Annotated in this window: 17 protein-coding genes; 2 read left to right on the top strand and 15 right to left on the bottom strand. The window is 37.3% G+C overall.

Annotation, left to right across the window (positions count from 1 at the left end):
* Positions 1-376: 376 nt before the first annotated feature.
* The 5 genes from LZP85_RS06780 to LZP85_RS06760 all read right to left on the bottom strand — a co-directional run bounded on the left by LZP85_RS06780 (position 377) and on the right by LZP85_RS06760 (position 5,124).
* Complete coding sequence (locus LZP85_RS06780; protein WP_035320329.1) at positions 377-1,756, bottom strand: allantoinase; 1,380 nt, start codon at positions 1,754-1,756, stop codon at positions 377-379.
* Positions 1,757-1,903: 147 nt separating this feature from the next.
* Positions 1,904-3,247 carry a sensor histidine kinase gene (locus tag LZP85_RS06775; RefSeq protein ID WP_224840364.1) on the bottom strand — a complete coding sequence of 448 codons (1,344 nt, stop codon included), beginning with the start codon at positions 3,245-3,247 and terminating at the stop codon, positions 1,904-1,906.
* Positions 3,248-3,275: 28 nt separating this feature from the next.
* The gene (locus LZP85_RS06770; RefSeq protein WP_025908909.1) at positions 3,276-3,947 is read right to left on the bottom strand and encodes a response regulator transcription factor; all 672 of its coding nucleotides are present in this window, start codon (positions 3,945-3,947) and stop codon (positions 3,276-3,278) included.
* Between the two features lie 111 nt (positions 3,948-4,058).
* Positions 4,059-4,214 carry a hypothetical protein gene (locus tag LZP85_RS06765; RefSeq protein WP_153301180.1) on the bottom strand — a complete coding sequence of 52 codons (156 nt, stop codon included), beginning with the start codon at positions 4,212-4,214 and terminating at the stop codon, positions 4,059-4,061.
* Positions 4,215-4,245: 31 nt separating this feature from the next.
* Positions 4,246-5,124, bottom strand: coding sequence for a peptidylprolyl isomerase (locus tag LZP85_RS06760; protein ID WP_119544087.1), 879 nt, complete (start codon positions 5,122-5,124; stop codon positions 4,246-4,248).
* A 214-nt stretch (positions 5,125-5,338) separates the two neighbouring features.
* Between LZP85_RS06760 and LZP85_RS06755 the strand changes: the two genes are divergently transcribed.
* Entirely contained in the window at positions 5,339-5,641 is a 303-nt protein-coding gene (locus LZP85_RS06755; RefSeq protein ID WP_226639480.1) for an antibiotic biosynthesis monooxygenase family protein, read from the top strand.
* Between the two features lie 174 nt (positions 5,642-5,815).
* Here the strand turns inward: LZP85_RS06755 and LZP85_RS06750 are convergent, their stop codons facing one another.
* From LZP85_RS06750 to LZP85_RS06740, 3 genes are all read right to left on the bottom strand, one after another.
* Positions 5,816-7,222 (bottom strand): amino acid permease, encoded by a 1,407-nt coding sequence (locus LZP85_RS06750; RefSeq protein ID WP_226639478.1) that lies wholly within the window; start codon positions 7,220-7,222, stop codon positions 5,816-5,818.
* A gap of 186 nt (positions 7,223-7,408) precedes the next feature.
* Entirely contained in the window at positions 7,409-8,806 is a 1,398-nt protein-coding gene (nhaC, locus tag LZP85_RS06745) for a Na+/H+ antiporter NhaC (protein ID WP_119542763.1), read from the bottom strand.
* Between the two features lie 238 nt (positions 8,807-9,044).
* On the bottom strand, positions 9,045-9,737 hold the full coding sequence (locus tag LZP85_RS06740; protein ID WP_206782466.1) for a YqjF family protein: 693 nt from the start codon (positions 9,735-9,737) through the stop codon (positions 9,045-9,047).
* 151 nt (positions 9,738-9,888) lie between these two features.
* On the opposite strand from LZP85_RS06740, the gene LZP85_RS06735 reads away from it, so the two are divergent.
* Positions 9,889-10,218 (top strand): hypothetical protein, encoded by a 330-nt coding sequence (locus LZP85_RS06735; protein WP_206782467.1) that lies wholly within the window; start codon positions 9,889-9,891, stop codon positions 10,216-10,218.
* Between the two features lie 32 nt (positions 10,219-10,250).
* On the opposite strand, the gene motB is transcribed toward LZP85_RS06735, so the two are convergent.
* From motB to LZP85_RS06700, 7 genes are all read right to left on the bottom strand, one after another.
* Positions 10,251-11,081: a flagellar motor protein MotB gene (motB, locus tag LZP85_RS06730; RefSeq protein WP_206783007.1), complete on the bottom strand. Its 831-nt coding sequence runs from the start codon at positions 11,079-11,081 to the stop codon at positions 10,251-10,253.
* Positions 11,074-11,868 (bottom strand): flagellar motor stator protein MotA, encoded by a 795-nt coding sequence (gene motA / locus LZP85_RS06725; RefSeq protein WP_226639476.1) that lies wholly within the window; start codon positions 11,866-11,868, stop codon positions 11,074-11,076. Before motA ends, motB begins: the two co-directional genes overlap by 8 nt.
* Positions 11,869-12,089: 221 nt before the next feature.
* On the bottom strand, positions 12,090-12,755 hold the full coding sequence (locus tag LZP85_RS06720) for a serine/threonine protein kinase (RefSeq protein WP_025909155.1): 666 nt from the start codon (positions 12,753-12,755) through the stop codon (positions 12,090-12,092).
* Between the two features lie 99 nt (positions 12,756-12,854).
* A complete protein-coding gene (locus LZP85_RS06715; RefSeq protein WP_061785594.1) occupies positions 12,855-14,105 on the bottom strand; it encodes a cytochrome P450 in 1,251 nt (416 codons plus the stop codon).
* A 147-nt stretch (positions 14,106-14,252) separates the two neighbouring features.
* Positions 14,253-15,749, bottom strand: coding sequence for an aldehyde dehydrogenase family protein (locus LZP85_RS06710; RefSeq protein ID WP_025909157.1), 1,497 nt, complete (start codon positions 15,747-15,749; stop codon positions 14,253-14,255).
* A 306-nt stretch (positions 15,750-16,055) separates the two neighbouring features.
* Positions 16,056-17,414, bottom strand: coding sequence for an L-cystine transporter (locus tag LZP85_RS06705; RefSeq protein WP_182840853.1), 1,359 nt, complete (start codon positions 17,412-17,414; stop codon positions 16,056-16,058).
* A 232-nt stretch (positions 17,415-17,646) separates the two neighbouring features.
* Positions 17,647-18,015 (bottom strand): hypothetical protein, encoded by a 369-nt coding sequence (locus LZP85_RS06700; RefSeq protein ID WP_025909159.1) that lies wholly within the window; start codon positions 18,013-18,015, stop codon positions 17,647-17,649.
* Positions 18,016-18,163 lie beyond the last annotated feature (148 nt).

The following is an 18,163-nucleotide window of genomic DNA, read 5'->3' as shown; positions in this document are numbered from 1 at the left end:
TTTTAAAACTGTGTCTTTTACCCTATATAGTTTTTCGATATAATAAAAGGTATAAAAAAAGAGTTTGGGACATAACAAAATGATTGCTTCTAAAAGACGAACACTAGCTGTTCCCATCTCTTTAGTTTGTCTCAACCCGTTCGTTCCATTGCGCTACGGTCACTCGCTTTCCGCGGGGAGGAACCTGAGCTTCCTCGCTGCGCTGCGGGATCTCAGTTTTCCCTCTCTTTCCCGCAGGAGTCGAGTGTCCTACGCTCCATTCCACCCTGTTTCCAACATTGTTTTCACAATCAACCAAAAAAGCTGAACGATTAAAAGTGATGAACTCTCAATCGTTCAGGTATAGTAGAGGCTGAACTACTTATATCTCAGTCTCTCAACGTACGTTTGTATTTTCGATTTGTTGTACAAACCTTGACTTATTAATAGGTTGCTGAAACGTGTTAGTGTCAAACTCGTATACTATTTCACCTTCACAAATCGTATAGCGAATTGTACAGCTGAATTCATAGCCTTCATAAATGCTGTGCTTGTGTTTAAAAAACATGCGGTTTTGCTTTACGATGTAGGAATTCTTTAAATCAACGATTGTTAGATCTGCATCTCCGCCCACTTGAATACTACCTTTTTGAGGATACAACCCAAAACGCTTGGCAGGAGCCGTTGAAGTTAACTGTGCAATTTTAGTAAGAGGGATGCTTCTTTTTTGATACCCTTCTGTGATCATTGCTTGAAGCGTATATTGCCCTCCCGATATTCCTCCCCACACCTCAAACATATTATTTGATTTCTTCAAGTCCATAGGACACGGCGAGTGGTCGGAAGATATCATATCAATTTCACCTTTTTCCATCGATAACCACAGTTTCTCTTGTTCTGCTTTTGACCTGAGCGGTGGTGCACATTTAGCCAGTGCTCCAATTTGTACAAAGTCTTTTTCTCCAAACAATAAGTAGTGTGGGCAAGTTTCTAAAGTAACATCTTCCCCTCTTTTTTTAGCATCTACGATTAAGTCAACAGCTTCTTTACTACTGATATGTACAAAATGGAGTGAACATCCAGTTTGCTCAGCATACTCTAATGCTTCTTTAACTGCTTCTACTTCCACTTCAATTGGCCTTGTTTCTAAATAGCTTCTAATCGATGTAAGCCCCTGTTCCTCTTTTTGTTTTTGAAGCTCTTTAATCGTTTTGTCTTTCTCTGCATGCAAAGCGAGAACCTTACCCAACTTCGCGATTTCTTTCATCCCTTCATAGAGCGTAAGTCCATCTGAAAATTCGAACTCTGATCCTGCTTCTGACATAAATGCTTTAAAACCAATAGCCCCTTGCCTTGCCATCTTTTTAAGTTCATCTTTATTACCAGGTACTAATCCTCCCCATAAACCAAAGTTTACAAATGATTTCTCATTTCCAAGCTTCTTTTTATTTAAAAAAGCTTCTTTCGTTATGGTAGGCGGAACACCATTTAGAGGCATGTCAAAATAGGTTGTACACCCTCCTGCTGCCATCGCTTTTGAACCATTATCAAATCCCTCCCAATGCTCTCTTGCAGGCTCATCAAAATGAACATGTATATCAATAGCTCCAGGTAATACATGCATTCCTTCTGCTCTTAGTACCTCTTTCGCTAGGCTGGTATCAATAGTAGACTTTAAAGCAATAATCTTACCCTCATATATACCAATATCTATTACGCATACCTCGTTTTCTAACACAACCGTTCCACTTTTGATAAGTAAGTCATACTTTTTCATCCATAAACCCCTTCCACTTGCATTAGATTATTTTAAATATAACTGAATTTTCTAATTTTTTCATCGTGTATTTTGCCTTTTTTTAAAAGATGTTTTGTGCAAACTAGACAAAAAATGTGCCTAGATACACGAGTATCCGGCACATTTTCATTGAGGTAAACTGATTCGAAAAGTGGTTCCTTTCTCAGGTTCACTTTCCACTTTAATTGTTCCTTTATGCATATCAACAATCCATTTCGCAATTGCTAAACCAAGACCATGTCCGCCCATTTGTCTAGACCTAGATTTGTCCGCTCTGTAAAAGCGATCAAAAATTCTTTTTTGTTCATCTTTATGGATACCAACACCCGTATCAGCCACTCGAATTTCAACTGCATTCGTTCTTTGCTTAATCAATACTTTTACGTGTCCTTGTGGAGTGGTGTATTTAATTCCGTTATCCAATAATATATACATGAGCTGCGTAAGCTTTTCTTCATCTCCCGAAAGCTCTATCTGATCAGGTGCTTCTAGATGTAAGCTAATATTTTTAGAGTGAGCAAGTGGCTCAACGGACTGCATTACTTTTTCAACCATTTTTTTAATATCAAATTTATTAAAGGCTTGCTGGTTTTTGCTAGCATCAGACCGAGCCAGCGTAAGCAAATCACTTACAAGCTTAGTCATCCGCTTTACTTCTGCTTTCATATTACCGACAAGCTTTTTAGAAAAAGGATCTTCATTTACTTCATCCTGCATTTCGAGCGCATTAATAGATGATAGCATCACGCTTAATGGCGTTCTCAATTCATGAGAAGCATCGGCTACAAACTCTTTTTGCTTTAAAAATGCGGTTTCAATGGGAATCATTGCACGCTTTGACATTAAACGACTCATGTAAATGGCTACGCCTACAAATAAAACTGTTAACGATAACATGATGACCAAAAGCCACTTTAGCAACTGGTATAGAAACGAAACGTTTTTACCAATGTAAAGCATCCCTAAAAACTCACCTTTATAAAAAATTGGCTGTCCAGTCATAAGCAAATCAATACTTACCTTAAATTCATCTTCAGCATGACCATTCCGCTCAAACTTTTCCACATTTGGACGAATTGTTTCAATGCGTTCTTTACGCACTTCATTTTCAATCGGAATCCAGCCGTTAATTAAGTTTAGCAATTTCGGTCTTAGTCCTTCACTTGCTTCGCTGCCCATTAGTAACTGACCTTCTGGACTAACGACATAATAAAAGAACGCATCTTCCCTTGCCACAACAATATCTTGGTATTCATCTTCTACTTGGTCATTTTGCTCGACCAAAAGACTTTTCACAAATTTTGTTTCTTGCTTGAGCAACATGTTTAAGCTTTGCTGCTGGTTACTGCTAATCACAACGTAAACAAGTGAATAGACAATAAACACAAATAAAAGCAGAAATATCATTAACAGCGCACTGTAGCGAAAGGTAAGACGATTTTGCGTTTTGCTAAATAAATCTTGCTTCATCCGGTTACGAGCTCTTCTTATTAACTTTTTAGTCAATTTTATAACCTACTCCACGTATACTTTGGATGAGCTCTTGTTTCCCAAAATGATCTAGCTTTTTTCGCAGGAGTTTGACCGTTGCATCGATTGTTTTAATGGATACATCCGATTCATAGCCCCAAACGCGATCTAATATAATATCTCTTGATAAGACCTGTCCCTTATTTTTCAGTAAAAAGTCCAACAGCTGAAATTCTCTTGGGCTGAGCTGGATTGATTTGTCTCCACTATTCATCATTTGACTTGAACGGTTTAAGGTGATTTGATCGATTTTAACAGTTTCTTCAACAATTGGAGCATAGTTGCGGCGAGACAAAGCTCTTAGCCTGGCCAACAGTTCATCAATTTCAAACGGCTTCACCATATAATCGTCCGCACCAGCATCTAATCCATGCACGCGATCTTGAACAGCATCTTTTGCTGTTAACATTAAAATTGCGCCATTATAGCCTTCCTTTCGAAGCTGTTGGCAAATTTCTACTCCATCTCCGTTTGGCATCATCCAATCCAAAATGAGAATATCATAATGCGCATCAACAGCATAAAAGTAAGCATCACGCCCCTCCGTCACCCATTCGACGTTAAAGCCTGCTTTTTTCTTTAACATATAACTTACTAGCTCTCCTAGTTGCAAATCATCTTCTGCTAATAAAACATTCATATTTTCTCAGCTCCATTCATTTATAAATATACTACTTTATCGCTAGGACATAAACAATCAGCAGGTAGGTTTACCTGCTGATTGTTTATGTTATTATTTATTTTATTTATGTCAACGGTTAAAAGCATGTTGAGAATGAGAATTTGATTGGTTGTTTACACTTTCTGTTACTTGTACCACGCGGCGACATATTTCAGCTCGTACTCCGCGCTCTTTTAATTTTTCTACAATTTGTTCTAACTTATTGTAAGGCTTTTGCGTTTTCATTTTCATTCCTCACTTTATTTAGAATAATGGATTACGAAAAATTCTCAATGTCATACTTTTTCTTTGTTTCTTCTAACCAAGTTGGATATTCAGACTGAAATTTATTCTCTAACAAGAGTTGTTTAATTTCCTCTTTACTATTTTCATAGTTCGCATCTTGAGCTGCTTTTTTATCAATTACTTTAATAATGTGATAACCATACTCTGTTTTAACCGGCTCACTAATTTCATTAACATTTAAGTCGAATGCAGCATCACTAAACTCTTGAACCATATCTTCTTTACTAAAGTATCCCAAATCTCCTCCATCTTCCTTAGAGGCTGTATCCGTCGAATATTCTTTTGCTAACTCAGCAAATTTCTCACCATCGCTCAGTTTTTTCTTAACTTCATTAGCCGTTTTTTCATCTTTTACAAGAATATGACTTGCTTTTACCTGCTCTGGCTGATCAAATGAATCTTTGTTTTCATCAAAATATGATTTCATCTCGTCTTCAGAGATGTCAATTGTATCTTCTACTAGCTTTTTAGCTTTTAAGTTTGTTTCTAAATCCTTTTTTACTTCGCTTTCTTTAATACCATTTGCTTCTAAAGCTTGATTAAACGTATCTTCTCCACCGTATGATGTAATTAACGCATCAAGCTCTTTGTCGAGTTCTTTTTCACTAATTGTTACACTTTTCTTTTCCGCTTCTTTATTAATGACTTTTTGTTCAATCATTGAATCTAAAACGTCAGTTCCACCTTGAGACATTAACACTTCATATAATTGGTCTTTTGTGATTTTGTCTCCATCAACACTCGCTACTGCATCAACGCGATTGACTTGGTACACGACACCCGCAATGATAGCACCAGCAGCAATGATACCAAGAAAAGAAAAAAGCTTTTTCTTTTTCTTCTTATCCATTTTCTTACCTCTCCTAACTTCCATCCATGACTTACGCTATGTATGTAAGCGCAAGAATTATGAGCTTTTTGAACAGTTTTCTTTCTACGCTTCTAACTATACAAAAACAAAATGAAAAGATGGTGAAAGCGTAAAAAGAGTTTGCTCTGTTTACGAACCATGTGAGATAATCTTTGAAGTTGTTTATCTTATATAGAGAAAATTGGAGGACATTATGATTAAAGAAGTTGCTTTTTTCCATATAAAAAAAGAGCTACTAGCAGAGTTTGAAGAAGCATTTCATCAAGCCGCTCACGTTGCCGCATCTGTACCAGGATATATTAATCATTCCATTCATCGATGCATTGAAACAGATACTAAATATATGATTATTGTTGAATGGGAAAATGTTGAAAGTCATATGGTGAATTTTGTCCAATCTCCATTATTCGAAGAATGGGACAAACAAATGGGACGTTTCTTCGAGCCAAACGTTACAATGGACCATTATGTAACTGTTCATCCCTCTAAACATTGACATTCGTATGAAAAAAGCTTATTCTTAGCTTAGCACCCTATCCATCACCATTTCGCTTGTTGCGGGACACTTAACCAGTTCGGAATGGATAGGGTGTTTTTGTCTGTTTCAAATATAAAAAATACATAGAATAATAAAGCCGCTCTTTCTATAAATAGAAACGAGCGGCTTTTCTTACTTTGCCTCACTTTGATCTGTATATACGTTTAATCCTTTACGTCGTCTCCAATAATAAACTGCATAACATAGCAGTACAAAAGGAATTCCACAATAAAGAGCAATACGCTGGCTTGGATCAAATGCTAACCCTACGCAAGATGCTAAGCATAGTAAGAATGCAAGAATTGGAACAATAGGATAAAGCGGCGTTTTATATACCAGCTTCCCTACATCATTTCCTTCTTTTATATACTTTCGTCGGAACATATACTGAGAAGCTGCAATACTCATCCAAACGGCTACTACTGCAAATCCCGAAATACCAACTAATACCATATAGACCGTATCAGCTGCAAAAACGCTAGTTAAAAGTGATAAGCAAGCAACAGCCATACTTACGATTAAAGCATTCAAAGGTACTCCTTTTGACGTAACTTTTCCAAGTGCAGGTGAAATCATGTTTTGCTTAGACAACGACCAAAGCATACGAGCACAAGCATACAATCCTGAATTGGCAATCGAGAGCAGTGCCGTTAAAATTACAAAGTTCATAATATCAGCAGCATATGGAATACCTATTCGAGCAAATACCGTAACAAAAGGACTCTCTGTCACTCCAGCTTCCTTCCAAGGAATAAGTGCAGATAATACAAAGATAGCACCAATGAAAAAGAAAAACGTTCTCCACACAATATTTCGAATTGATTTTGGTACATCGCGTTCTGGATTTTCACTTTCTCCTGCTGCTATTCCAATTAGCTCTGTACCTGAAAACGCAAAGCTAACAGCGACCATCGTGGCTAAGACTGGCGTAAAACCATTCGGAAACATGCCGCCTTCTCCTGTAAAGTTAGAAAGGAGTGGAGCAGCCTGCCCTTCGATTGAGATAAAACCAAAAATAGCCATTCCTCCGACTATAATGAATACAATAATTGCTACTACTTTAATAAGAGAAAACCAAAACTCTGATTCAGCAAAAAAACGAACTGACAGTGCATTACATACAAAGATTGTAATCGCAAATAATACGCTCCAAATCCATACGGGCGAATCTGGAAACCAGCGCTGCATTAATAGCCCTACAGCAATAAACTCTGACCCTACGGTAACAACCCAAGTTAACCAATATAACCACCCTACAGCAAATCCTGTTCCAGGTCCAATAAACTTTGTCGCATAGACCTGAAATGAACCCGCATGTGGCATAGCTACGCTCAGCTCACCTAAACACAGCATCACCAAATACATAATAAAACCACCGACCAAGTAAGCGAGCATCGCTCCTCCCGGCCCTGCTTGTCCGATTGTATAACCAGAACTTAAAAATAAACCTGTTCCAATTACACCTCCGAGTGAGACCATAAATAAGTGACGACTTTTCATCGTCCGCTTCAGATCATTTTGTCCTTCATGTTGTGCCATTAACTTCACTTCTTTCCTTCTATCTTTCCCAACATTCTTTTACTCGCTTTTCGTTCTAGTTGTTTGACTAAAAGCAAGTATTCCTATCAGAATCATTGTTTGATTATAACATTTTTCTGATTTTTTACAACATTTCATGAATACAAAATAGAAAGATAACGTTTTCAAATAAAAAACGCTAGCTTTTCAGCTAACGTTCTTATTTTCATCTGTTGTATACCAAATAAATTTTCCAGTATAACCATAAATAATAGCAATAATAATAGAAACAAAGCTTAACCACATAAACGGTAGATAAGCAAACGTTGATACACCTAGGATCGTTGCTAAGAAAATACCATTATCGGTCCATGGAACCATACCTGAGGTTAACGTTCCACCTACTTCAGAGTTACGCGCTAATACAAGTCGATTGATTTTTAAACGATCATAGCTATCTTGCATAATCTTTGGCGTTAAGATAAGCGATACGTACATAGCGCAACCGAAGATATTTCCTAGTAGACCTGTAAAAATCGTAGCTGTCGTGACGTTCCCGGCATTTATTAAAAATTGTTCAAATTTAGAGAGAAGTACTTTTAGTACACCTAACTCTTCCAGCAGGCCACCAAAGCCTAATCCAAAAATAATAACAATAATTGAACCAACCATACTCTCAATTCCACCGCGGTTTAGCAATTCTGTTATAAAGGTGATGTCTGACTCGATGGAAAATCCGCTGTAAGCTGTATGAAAAGCAGTTGATACGCTTAAATCTTGAAAAAGGACTCCCCATACTACACCAAGTAAAGAACCCACTGCAATTGATGGTAGTGACGGCTTTTTTAATGCTAATAAAACAATAACAACAACCATTGGAACAAGCATCCACACATTAATTTGGAACACATCGTGTAAAGATGATTTTAAAAACTCTACTCGCTCACTATCAAAGTTGTTACCACCGTACATAAATCCAGCAATGGTAAACAAAATAGATGTAACAATATAAGCTGGAATATCTAAGTAAAGCATTGCTCGCACATGAGCAATTACATCCACTTTTGCCATGGAAGCAGACAAGATTGTACTATCAGATAGTGGAGATAGCTTGTCTCCGAAATATGCTCCAGAAATAACTGCCCCAGCTACGAGCGGTAGAGGCATTCCCATTCCTTCCCCTATCGCCATCATTGCAATACCTGCTGTTCCTACTGTGCCCCATGATGTACCCGTTGCAACAGAAGTGATTGAACAAATAACTAAAGTAGCTAATAAAAAGAACGTAGGGTTAATAAACTCTAAGCCGTAGTAAATTAATGATGGAACAATCCCTCCAGAGATCCATGTTCCAATTAAAGCTCCTACTGCTAATAAAATCAGAATCGCTTCTAACCCGTTCCCAATCCCTTTTGTAATCGCTTTCTGTAAAAAATCATATTTATACCCTAAGCGAATACCTAACGCAATAACAATAAACCATGAAATAAAGAGCGCTAGCTGGATGGGAAGTTCGAAAATGAGTGCGAATGAAACAACAACCGCTAGAAATAAAAGTAACACGATCATAATTTCACCAATTGAAGGTAACCTTGGTGTTTTCAAAATCAAATCCCCCTAAACTTATGACTTGAATACTAGATGGCTGCAGGATGTAAAAGCGCATACATCTTTTGATAAAAATGTATAATTCGAACAAATTTATGTAAATATACTTTCAATTCATTCACCTTTTCACATCTAAAAAGGCCATTTTTATCCCATGTAATATTCACTATTTTCACAAGGCAAATAGTACCACAACCTCACCGGCTCGTTCAAGCCTTTATTTATATCGATTTCTTCACATTTTTTGAAAAGAATAAAAATACGTAACAAGATGTTGTGCATAATGCACAATTGTTTCATCTTTATTTATTGGTAGATAGGCTGTCGTAATCGTATTTTTTTTCATAGAATAGTGTCCATCTTGTAAAATCCAGGGTTGATGAAAAAGCTTTCCTCGAAAAACTTTCTGTTTGTGCACCGTAAAGAGACGATCTCTATCCGTTAACCACTCATCAACGGTCCCTTCTTTTGTATAATAAGGAGCAGATATAGGCTTATACGTCAGCAAAATTTCTTTATGTTGAAATCCTTTATGCTTTCTTCTGCATTGAAATTCAGTCAACTCCCCACGTTTGTTAACCATTATGTCGGCATGTAGATAAGGTAAATGAAAGAAACGTCTAGCAATCCATACCCCAAGAGCATTTGTTGCATCCAAACTAAAGAAATAAACGCCCCTTTCACCTTGATACTCCACATACGTTCGCACATTCAATTCATGAAGCTGAGATATGCGTGGCACAGACGGCGTACCTTTAAAACGAATACCTGTCATTGTAAAAGGAACAAGCGAAATAAATGCCTTCCCTTCAAACGTATCTATATTCAAAGGTTCTGGTAAAAGTTTTTGTAATTCTTCCGCAGGAACGGGCCAATGTATAAATAATAGATTTCTCCACACTTGCTTCATCAACCAATTGCTTTTCATTATCAACACCTCTTTTCAATTTCAAACAGTCTTTCTTTAGTATACACTCGCATTATTTTTAAAATTACGAAAGCTTGTCCATTTACTACTTCTAAATTCTATTCCCTTGCATACTACTAATTAATAACGAGTAAAAAGGAGTGACTTAGGTATGATGCTATATGACTTGCACAATAAGCTTTATTATCAAGTGTTCAATTCAGCTCAACCTAAAATGACCGATTCACACCAAGGAAGAAGCTGGGGGTACGTAAAGAAGCTTGTGAACGGCAAACCAATTAAGTTTTGGCTAGACTATACGTGGGGACGCTTTATGTATTTTAGCTATAATGAGAAATGGTATCGAGTTGAATACCTGCAAGCAAATGATAAAAAGCAGGTGTCTGATTTATTTAATGGTGCCTTAATTGACTTAATTTTAGAGGGAAAAGAGCTTAATTTAGTACGCGGAACTTATGAAAATCGACGTCTTTTATTATAATAAAAAATAAAAACACGGATTAAACCGTGTTTTTACTCATTTTCTGCTGTTGTCCGAGGTGTGATTAAAATTTCTACCCGGCGGTTTTTCTTTTTGCCTTCCTCAGTGTCATTGGAGGCTACCGGCTTAAATTCACCAAAGCCCTTTGCACTGAACATACTTGGATTTAAGCGATTGTTTTCTAGAATAACCTTCATAAAGTTAATTGCTCTCATAACGCTAAGCTCCCAATTTGATTGAAAGCCGGCGTTGCGTATCGGTACATTATCAGTATGACCACTAATGATAATATTACGAGGAGGGTCCATTACAAGCAAATTTGAAATTTCTTTTGCTAGACGTATATCTTCCGGTCGAACATCAGCTCTTCCAGATGCAAAAAAGACGTTATCCCGAATCGAGATTAGTAACCCTTCATCTGTTAATGAGGTTTGCAACTCGTCTTTAAGTCCATTTTCTTCCATATATGCATTTACTTTTTGTTGAACAGTTAACAGCTCTTGCTGGTCGGCATCGTGAGCAATTTTCTGCTTTTGTTCTTCCGTTAACGGCTTTTCTCCTTCTTTTTCACTAGAATCCATTCCGCTATCTCTTGCTACATTTTTTCCCGTTGGGTCTTCAGCCGGGAGGTTTTCTTCTTTTGGAGTAGGTGGTGTTTGAAACTCTAACACACCTGTTCCCCCTTCAAACGTTGCATTAAACGCTTTTGATAAGGCTTGAAACTTTTGAGCATCAACAGAACTTATGGCAAACAAAACGATAAATAACGCAAGTAATAGCGTTAATAAATCCGCATACGGTAATAGCCAGCTCTCGTCAACATGAGCGTCCTCTTTTTGTTTCTTTGAACGCTTTTTACTCATTTTCAGCCACTTCGCTTTCCTGCAATAGCTTCTTACGCTCAGCTGTTGGTAAATAAGATGCCAGCTTTTGTTCAATCACTTTTGGTGTTTCACCTTCTAGTAAAGACAGAACGCCTTCGATCATCATATATTTAACCTTTGCTTCTTGCTTAGATTTACGTTTTAATTTGTTAGCAAATGGATGCCAAAAAACGTACCCCGTAAAAATACCTAGTAGTGTTGCAACGAAAGCAGCGCTGATAGCATGCCCTAAACTAGTTGTGTCAGCCATGTTTCCTAAAGCAGCAATCAACCCAATGACTGCTCCAAGTACCCCTAAACTCGGTGCATATGTACCTGCTTGTGAAAAAATAGCTGCGCCAGCCTGATGGCGGTCTTCCATTGCTTCAATCTCTTCAGATAACACGTCTCTAATGTAACCTGCGCTTTGCCCATCAATTGCTAAATTTAATCCATTTTGCAAGAAAGGGTCTTCCACATCAGCTGTTTTTGCTTCTAATGATAATAACCCTTCTTTTCGAACAACTTGTGCCCATTCAGAAAACATAAACACAAGATCTTTTGGTGTAGCCATCTTTGGCTCTTTAAAAAGAACGCCAAATAACTTAGGTACCCTTTTTATTTCACTTGTTGGAAACGCAATGACTACCGCTCCGATTGTTCCTAGAACAATGATTAAAATGGCCGCAGGGTTCATTAAAACAGCTGGGCTAACGCCTTTAAGAAACATTCCTACCATTAGTGCAACCAATGCTAAAATCAAACCAAAAAAAGATGTTTTATCCATTTCTATGTCTCCTATCTTTGTCCGCTCAGTGCATCGTGATTTTAGTGTATCTGCTTTTTATTTCGACATTTAAAACGAATTTTTGAATGTTTTTTTTGTTTTTCTTAAAATAAATATCAATGTCAGGATGATTTCATAAGGATTTAAAGACCTGCATAAGATAGCAATTTCATTATAAAAAGACTTTCTGCTTTTAGTGATGAACCAAGAGCAGAAAGCCTTCATACATATTTTTTATATTTATTTTTCACTTTGCGATACAAACGATAGACGTGTCTTGTTAGATTCAATAACGATGGTGAAATAGCAAGATGGTACTTTTTTATAATAGGCACATAGATTTTGTGATAAGCTTTCACCAAATCCGTCCACTTTTTATCAATGCCTTTTTTATAGAAATCAGAAATATCAACTACGTATCCGCGCCCTTCCTTCATCATTACGTTTTTCCCATGAACATCAAAGGGATTGAGCCCTCTTGATTTAGCATAAGCTAATGCGTCATTTACATCATCTATAACCGTTAACGGAATTATAACGCGCTTTTGAACAGCTTCATATAGTGTAATGCCTTGCAGCCTCTTTAGAATTAAGTAGTGATCTGTATAATAATAAAGCTGAGAATAAGCAGGATGTTTTCCTAATTTCTTATAGACATTTGCTTCTTTTTTTACCTCTTCAAATGACCGACCGTATACCTTCACTACTAGACCTTCATATAAAGGGTGATAAAAAACGGCTGCGTAGTTGCCTTTTCCAATTAAAATCCATTCACCAGGTACATACTCGACTATAACAGGGTCATGTTCATTTTCACTTTTAATAATTAAGTTAGGCAATAAGGATGTTTCAACAAGTTCAATAAATTGATTGGGTAGTTTATCCATAAGCTCCTCTATCTGTACCTTTCATAATAGATGCACTTAATGATAGATTTCAATGAGTTTAATGTCAATACGTTCATATATCAATAATGAAAAAGCATCTTATAACGAGGTTACTATCGGTGATTTGTCTTTTGTCACAACAATAGAAAAAGGCTCTTTCATCTCCAATAAAATCTCTCCTTTTGGGTGAATAATGGACCGCACTTTTTTTATATTAAATGATGTTACTAACGGGAGGGTAATAGCTTTTACCATGGTCATAACATATTCCACTTGAGCTTCGGTTTCTGCAATCATGCCAAACGGTAAGTAAAGGTGTTGTGGTATATCGACGTTTAAATCTAAACAAAAACGCTCAGGTAAAAACTCATTAGGCTCTAAGAAATAAGCTTCATTACGATGGAGGCTATAAGGACTAATAAAAATCGTTTCATTTTTTTTAAAGAGATAGTTATCCACCTGAACAGCTTCTACCGCTTGTTTACCAAATAACCAAATCGGAGGATAGAGCCTCAGCGACTCTAAAATAACCATACGCATATATTCATCTTGCTCCTGACCTTTTAGCAACTGGATATGTCGTAGAATATCCTGATGCTCACAAAACGTATACATCAGCCAACTACATGCATTGCGAATTAAGTCGTACGTAATAAAGAATCGCTGAAGAATGTCACCTTCACTTTCATTATCAAGTACATTGTAAACATTATTTTGTTCACAAGTTGACCTGTGATTGTAAAGAGATTGAAGGCATGAAAAAACACCTGCTATAGCGTGTGCCTCTATTGGATTTCGCTTTCCAAGCTTGGGGATTGGCACCTTTATCATCGAAGGTTGATGTCTCTTAGTCCGCAACTCAGCCAGTTTTCGTAAGTGTCCTGTCAAATCATGCTTGTTGGCTACGCCAAAAAAGCTGTGTGCTAATAAACAGAGCGCCAAATCTTGCACTTCTTCATTGAATACTTTTAGATCTCCACTTTCCCATAAAGATATATGGGATTGCACGATCGTACGATGCTCAATTCGAAAGGTAGAAAAATGTTTTTTCACAAAGGAACCCTTGACATTTGGCACCCCCGTTGAAAAATTAAATTCATATAAGTCGTGAACCTGTAGTGTTCGAACAACATTTTTAATCCCTACATCCACAAAACTATTGGCATTTGTGAAAACAACATCTTTTACCATTTGCGGATTCGTTGTTAAGTAACATCGTCGATGACCTAGCCGAAAGCTTGTTGCCTCGCCATATTCACTAAGATGTCGTAAAAACAAAAGCGGATTTTCTTGAAAATCTTTCAAATGGCCTGTCATACGATAAGTCGACGGACCCTGTATTCCTTTCATACCCATCACTTCTTTCTATGGAATTAGTAGTTACTAATTACTTCCGCAAAATACTAGATGGTTTATGCAACGTATAATAAAAAAGAGTAGTCCACTAAAGACTACTCTTTTTCACAAATAGATATGCTAATGTTTCTGAAATTGTTTTTAAGATTCCATATTAACCCATACACTTTTTACTTCTGTATAGTTATCAAGCGCATAGCTACCCATTTCTCTTCCAATTCCAGACTGTTTATATCCGCCAAACGGACTAGCTGCATCAAATACATTGTAGCAGTTCACCCAGATTGTTCCGGCTTTGATACCGTGAGCTACATAGTGAGCTTTCTTCAAATCTTGCGTCCAAACGCCCGCTGCCAATCCATATGTCGTATCGTTTGCCTTGGCAATTAAATCATCTAAATCATCAAAAGGCATCGCTGCAACAACAGGGCCAAAGATTTCTTCTCGTGCAATTGTCATGGAATGATCAACATCAGCAAAGATTGTTGGTTCCACAAAATATCCTTTTTCAAACGGCAGCGAACCTCCTGTTAAGATTTCAGCTCCTTCTTCTACACCTTTATCAATATATGATTTGACTCGCTTCTGCTGCTGTGCAGACACAAGCGGGCCCATCGTTGTATCTTCTATTAATCCATTACCCTGTTTAATCACCTTAGACTGTGCCACTAAGTCTGCTATTACATTATCATATAATTTTTTTTGTACGTATAACCGACTTCCCGCACAACAAACTTGTCCTTGGTTGAACATTACACCCGCCAATGCTCCTGGAACAGCTTTTGATAAATCTGCATCAGGTAAAATGATATTTGGAGATTTACCTCCAAGCTCTAACGTAACTTTCTTTAAGGTTTCACTCGCTTGCTTCATAATCGACTTTCCAACCGCAGTTGATCCCGTAAAGGCAATCTTATCTACAAGCAAATGATTAACAAGTGGTTCACCTGCTGTTTTACCGAAACCTGGAACGACATTTAGCACTCCTTTAGGAAAGCCCGCTTCCTCAGCAAGACCTGCTAGATAAAGAGCTGATAAAGGCGTTTGTTCTGCTGGTTTTAGTACAATTGTACAACCGCTAGCTAACGCAGCACCCAGCTTCCATGCTGCCATGAGCAGCGGGAAATTCCAAGGGATAATTTGCCCAACCACTCCTAGTGGTTCATGACGCGTATAGTTAAAGTATGCTCCTTGTACAGGAATAGTTTGTCCAACAATTTTTGTTGTCCAACCAGCATAGTATCTAAAATGTTCAATAGCTAAAGGAATATCTGCATTTGATGTTTCACGAATTGGTTTCCCATTATCGAGCGTTTCTAATTGAGCAAGTTCAAGTTTGTGTTCTTCCATGAGGTCAGCAAGCTTATAAATCAAACGACTTCTTTCCGCTGCAGACATTTTTGTCCACGGTCCTTTATCAAAAGCTTCACGAGCTGCTAACACAGCACGGTCAATATCTTCAGCATTTGCTTCAGCTACATCTGCTAACTTTTCACCAGTTGCAGGGTTTACTGTTTCAAACGTCTTTCCAGATGCCGACTCCACCCACTCACCGTTAATATAAAGCTTCTTTACACCTTGTAAAAATTGCTTCAGTTTTGGACTTACTTCAACTTGTTTTGCTCCAATATTTTGCATCAAATCCATACCTCCTTCAATTTTAGAAAGCGTTACCAATAATTAGTTTACACTACCCTTTTCAAAAAAATCAACCGATATGTTATATTATTTAGAAATTTTAATCTTCTCGCAAAGAAAGAGAGTGAGACATAATTAAATGTTTCCTTCTCAAAGACCGATCATGACGTTTCTACAATCGTTAAGCTGTAAGAACAAGTTCGTTCAAAATGTTTTCCAAACAAAAAAATATCCGAGCTATCGAAAGTAGTTAACTCACGATAGTTCGGATAAATCATTGACCGAAATACTTATGTCCCAGCTTTTTTATGCTTCTGCCGTTTCAGGCGAAATTGTTTTATCATTATAAACTGTTGTATCTAATTCTTTTGTTACTTTACTTGTTATAACACCTGCTGTCATACTTCCGCTGACGTTCAATGCTGTACGCCCCATGTCGATCAGAGGTTCTACTGAAATAAGAAGTCCTGCAAGTGCAACTGGTAAGTCTAGTGCAGATAAAACAAGAAGTGCCGCGAATGTTGCACCTCCACCAACACCTGCTACTCCAAATGAGCTAATAGCTACAATAGCAATCAGTGTGGCAATAAACGATGGTGATAAAGGATTAATACCGACTGTTGGTGCAATCATAACGGCTAGCATTGCTGGATAAATACCCGCGCATCCATTTTGACCAATTGATAAACCAAATGACCCTGCGAAGTTTGCAATTCCTTCTGGAACGCCAAGCTGTCTCGTTTGCGTGTTCACATTTAGCGGTAAAGCCCCTGCACTTGTACGAGATGTGAAAGCAAATGTTAAAACTGGAAATGCTTTTTTTACATACGTAATCGGGTTAACACCGACAAGCGTTAGTAAAAGTAAGTGAACAGCAAACATTGCTCCTAACGCTACATAAGACGCAATAACAAATTTACCAAGCTTCACGATAGCATCAATATCGCTCGTAGCGATTGTCTTTGTCATGATGGCTAATACACCATATGGCGTTAAGCGTAAAATTAATGTAACAACGCGCATCACAATTGCATAAATCATATCAATAATCTTTGAAAAAAGAGCTGCTTCTTCTGGCTTTTTACGCTTTACGCCTAAATAAGCAATTCCGATAAATGCAGCAAAAATAACCACTGCGATTGTTGAAGTTGGTCGTGCTCCTGTTAAATCTAAAAATGGATTCGCAGGCAACAATTCAATGATTTGTTGTGGAATTGTTTGGGCTTGCATTCCTGACAAATTCTCCTCTAATGCTGCTCCACGCTCGGTTTCAGCTGCTCCTTGTTCAATCTGAACAGCTTCTAAGTTAAATCCCGTTGTTGTCACAATCCCAATTGCTGCTGCAATGGCTGTTGTTCCAACTAAAATCCCGATAATTAAACCGCTGATTTTCCCAATGTTACTCGTTAATTTTAAGCGAGTGAATGCGGCCACAATCGAAACTAACACAAGTGGCATAACGATCATCTGAAGAAATTTCACATAACCGCTACCAACAATACTAAACCAATCTGATGTTTGAGCTGTCACTTCTGAAGTTGGTCCATATACCAATTGAAGAGCAAATCCAAATACAATTCCAAGTCCTAGAGCAGTGAATACACGCTTTGAAAATGAAACGTATTTTTTTTGCATCATATATAAACCAGCGATTAATGCCAGCATGATAATGATGTTAAGAATAACTAATAATAAAGTCAAAATAATTCCTCCTACAACACTTTCCAAATATAAGTCTCCTTTATTTATATTATAAGAATTCCAATAAGTCAACTCGGTTTTTGTGTTTTTTACGATTTTTCACTCTAATTGTTCGCCAATTTTTATATTTATCATCGTTAAAGCTTTAGCATACAAAAAAAACATCCCTTTGTAACGGGATGTTTCGCATATGTATTTACATTTCATACAGTTCGTTTAGCCATCTAACAAATAAATGCTTTGGGAGCTCTAAGTAGTGTAAATCTGTATACTGTATATCAGACAGCGTTGTCCCCCTTGACATGTAATAATACCACTGCCAACCAATATCTTTTGCAATGGCATACGACCTTGCCAAGTCTTGGCGCGCATCAGGTTGTTGCATATCACTCATCCACTGCTTTTCATCTGCATCGTATTCATAATAATGTAACGTAAATTTATCACACCAATAAGCGAGCTCTTGATGCGAAAACATATTTTCATCATCACAAACTTGTAACAGTAACATTCTTAGATTCTCAGGCGTATATGGCAATATAATCTTTTGACATGCATCTCTCATTCTTTTACCCTTCCTGCTTCACTTATTTCTTTTATTACATCATGTCCATGAAACTTTATCAATAAGAATTCGATAACGGTTTGATTACTTTTCTTTTACAACCTCTTCTCAATTTTATAATTTCAGACATAAAAAATAGCATTTTACC

The sequence above is a fragment of the Priestia flexa genome (assembly GCF_021441905.1).
Classification (GTDB): Bacteria; Bacillota; Bacilli; order Bacillales; family Bacillaceae_H; genus Priestia; species Priestia flexa.
This window is presented reverse-complemented; position numbering and strand designations above follow the sequence as displayed.

Coding starts and splice junctions, on each gene's coding strand:
- LZP85_RS06765 (WP_153301180.1), bottom strand. CDS start 4,214: ATGAAAACGCAAAAGCCTTACAATAAGTTAGAACAAATTGTAGAAAAA.
- LZP85_RS06755 (WP_226639480.1), top strand. CDS start 5,339: ATGATTAAAGAAGTTGCTTTTTTCCATATAAAAAAAGAGCTACTAGCA.
- LZP85_RS06710 (WP_025909157.1), bottom strand. CDS start 15,749: ATGCAAAATATTGGAGCAAAACAAGTTGAAGTAAGTCCAAAACTGAAG.
- LZP85_RS06705 (WP_182840853.1), bottom strand. CDS start 17,414: ATGCTGGCATTAATCGCTGGTTTATATATGATGCAAAAAAAATACGTT.
- LZP85_RS06750 (WP_226639478.1), bottom strand. CDS start 7,222: ATGGCACAACATGAAGGACAAAATGATCTGAAGCGGACGATGAAAAGT.
- LZP85_RS06700 (WP_025909159.1), bottom strand. CDS start 18,015: ATGAGAGATGCATGTCAAAAGATTATATTGCCATATACGCCTGAGAAT.
- LZP85_RS06715 (WP_061785594.1), bottom strand. CDS start 14,105: ATGAAAGGAATACAGGGTCCGTCGACTTATCGTATGACAGGCCATTTG.
- LZP85_RS06780 (WP_035320329.1), bottom strand. CDS start 1,756: ATGAAAAAGTATGACTTACTTATCAAAAGTGGAACGGTTGTGTTAGAA.
- LZP85_RS06735 (WP_206782467.1), top strand. CDS start 9,889: ATGATGCTATATGACTTGCACAATAAGCTTTATTATCAAGTGTTCAAT.
- LZP85_RS06770 (WP_025908909.1), bottom strand. CDS start 3,947: ATGAATGTTTTATTAGCAGAAGATGATTTGCAACTAGGAGAGCTAGTA.
- LZP85_RS06775 (WP_224840364.1), bottom strand. CDS start 3,247: ATGAAGCAAGATTTATTTAGCAAAACGCAAAATCGTCTTACCTTTCGC.
- LZP85_RS06720 (WP_025909155.1), bottom strand. CDS start 12,755: ATGGATAAACTACCCAATCAATTTATTGAACTTGTTGAAACATCCTTA.
- motA (WP_226639476.1), bottom strand. CDS start 11,868: ATGGATAAAACATCTTTTTTTGGTTTGATTTTAGCATTGGTTGCACTA.
- LZP85_RS06760 (WP_119544087.1), bottom strand. CDS start 5,124: ATGGATAAGAAGAAAAAGAAAAAGCTTTTTTCTTTTCTTGGTATCATT.
- LZP85_RS06740 (WP_206782466.1), bottom strand. CDS start 9,737: ATGAAAAGCAATTGGTTGATGAAGCAAGTGTGGAGAAATCTATTATTT.
- motB (WP_206783007.1), bottom strand. CDS start 11,081: ATGAGTAAAAAGCGTTCAAAGAAACAAAAAGAGGACGCTCATGTTGAC.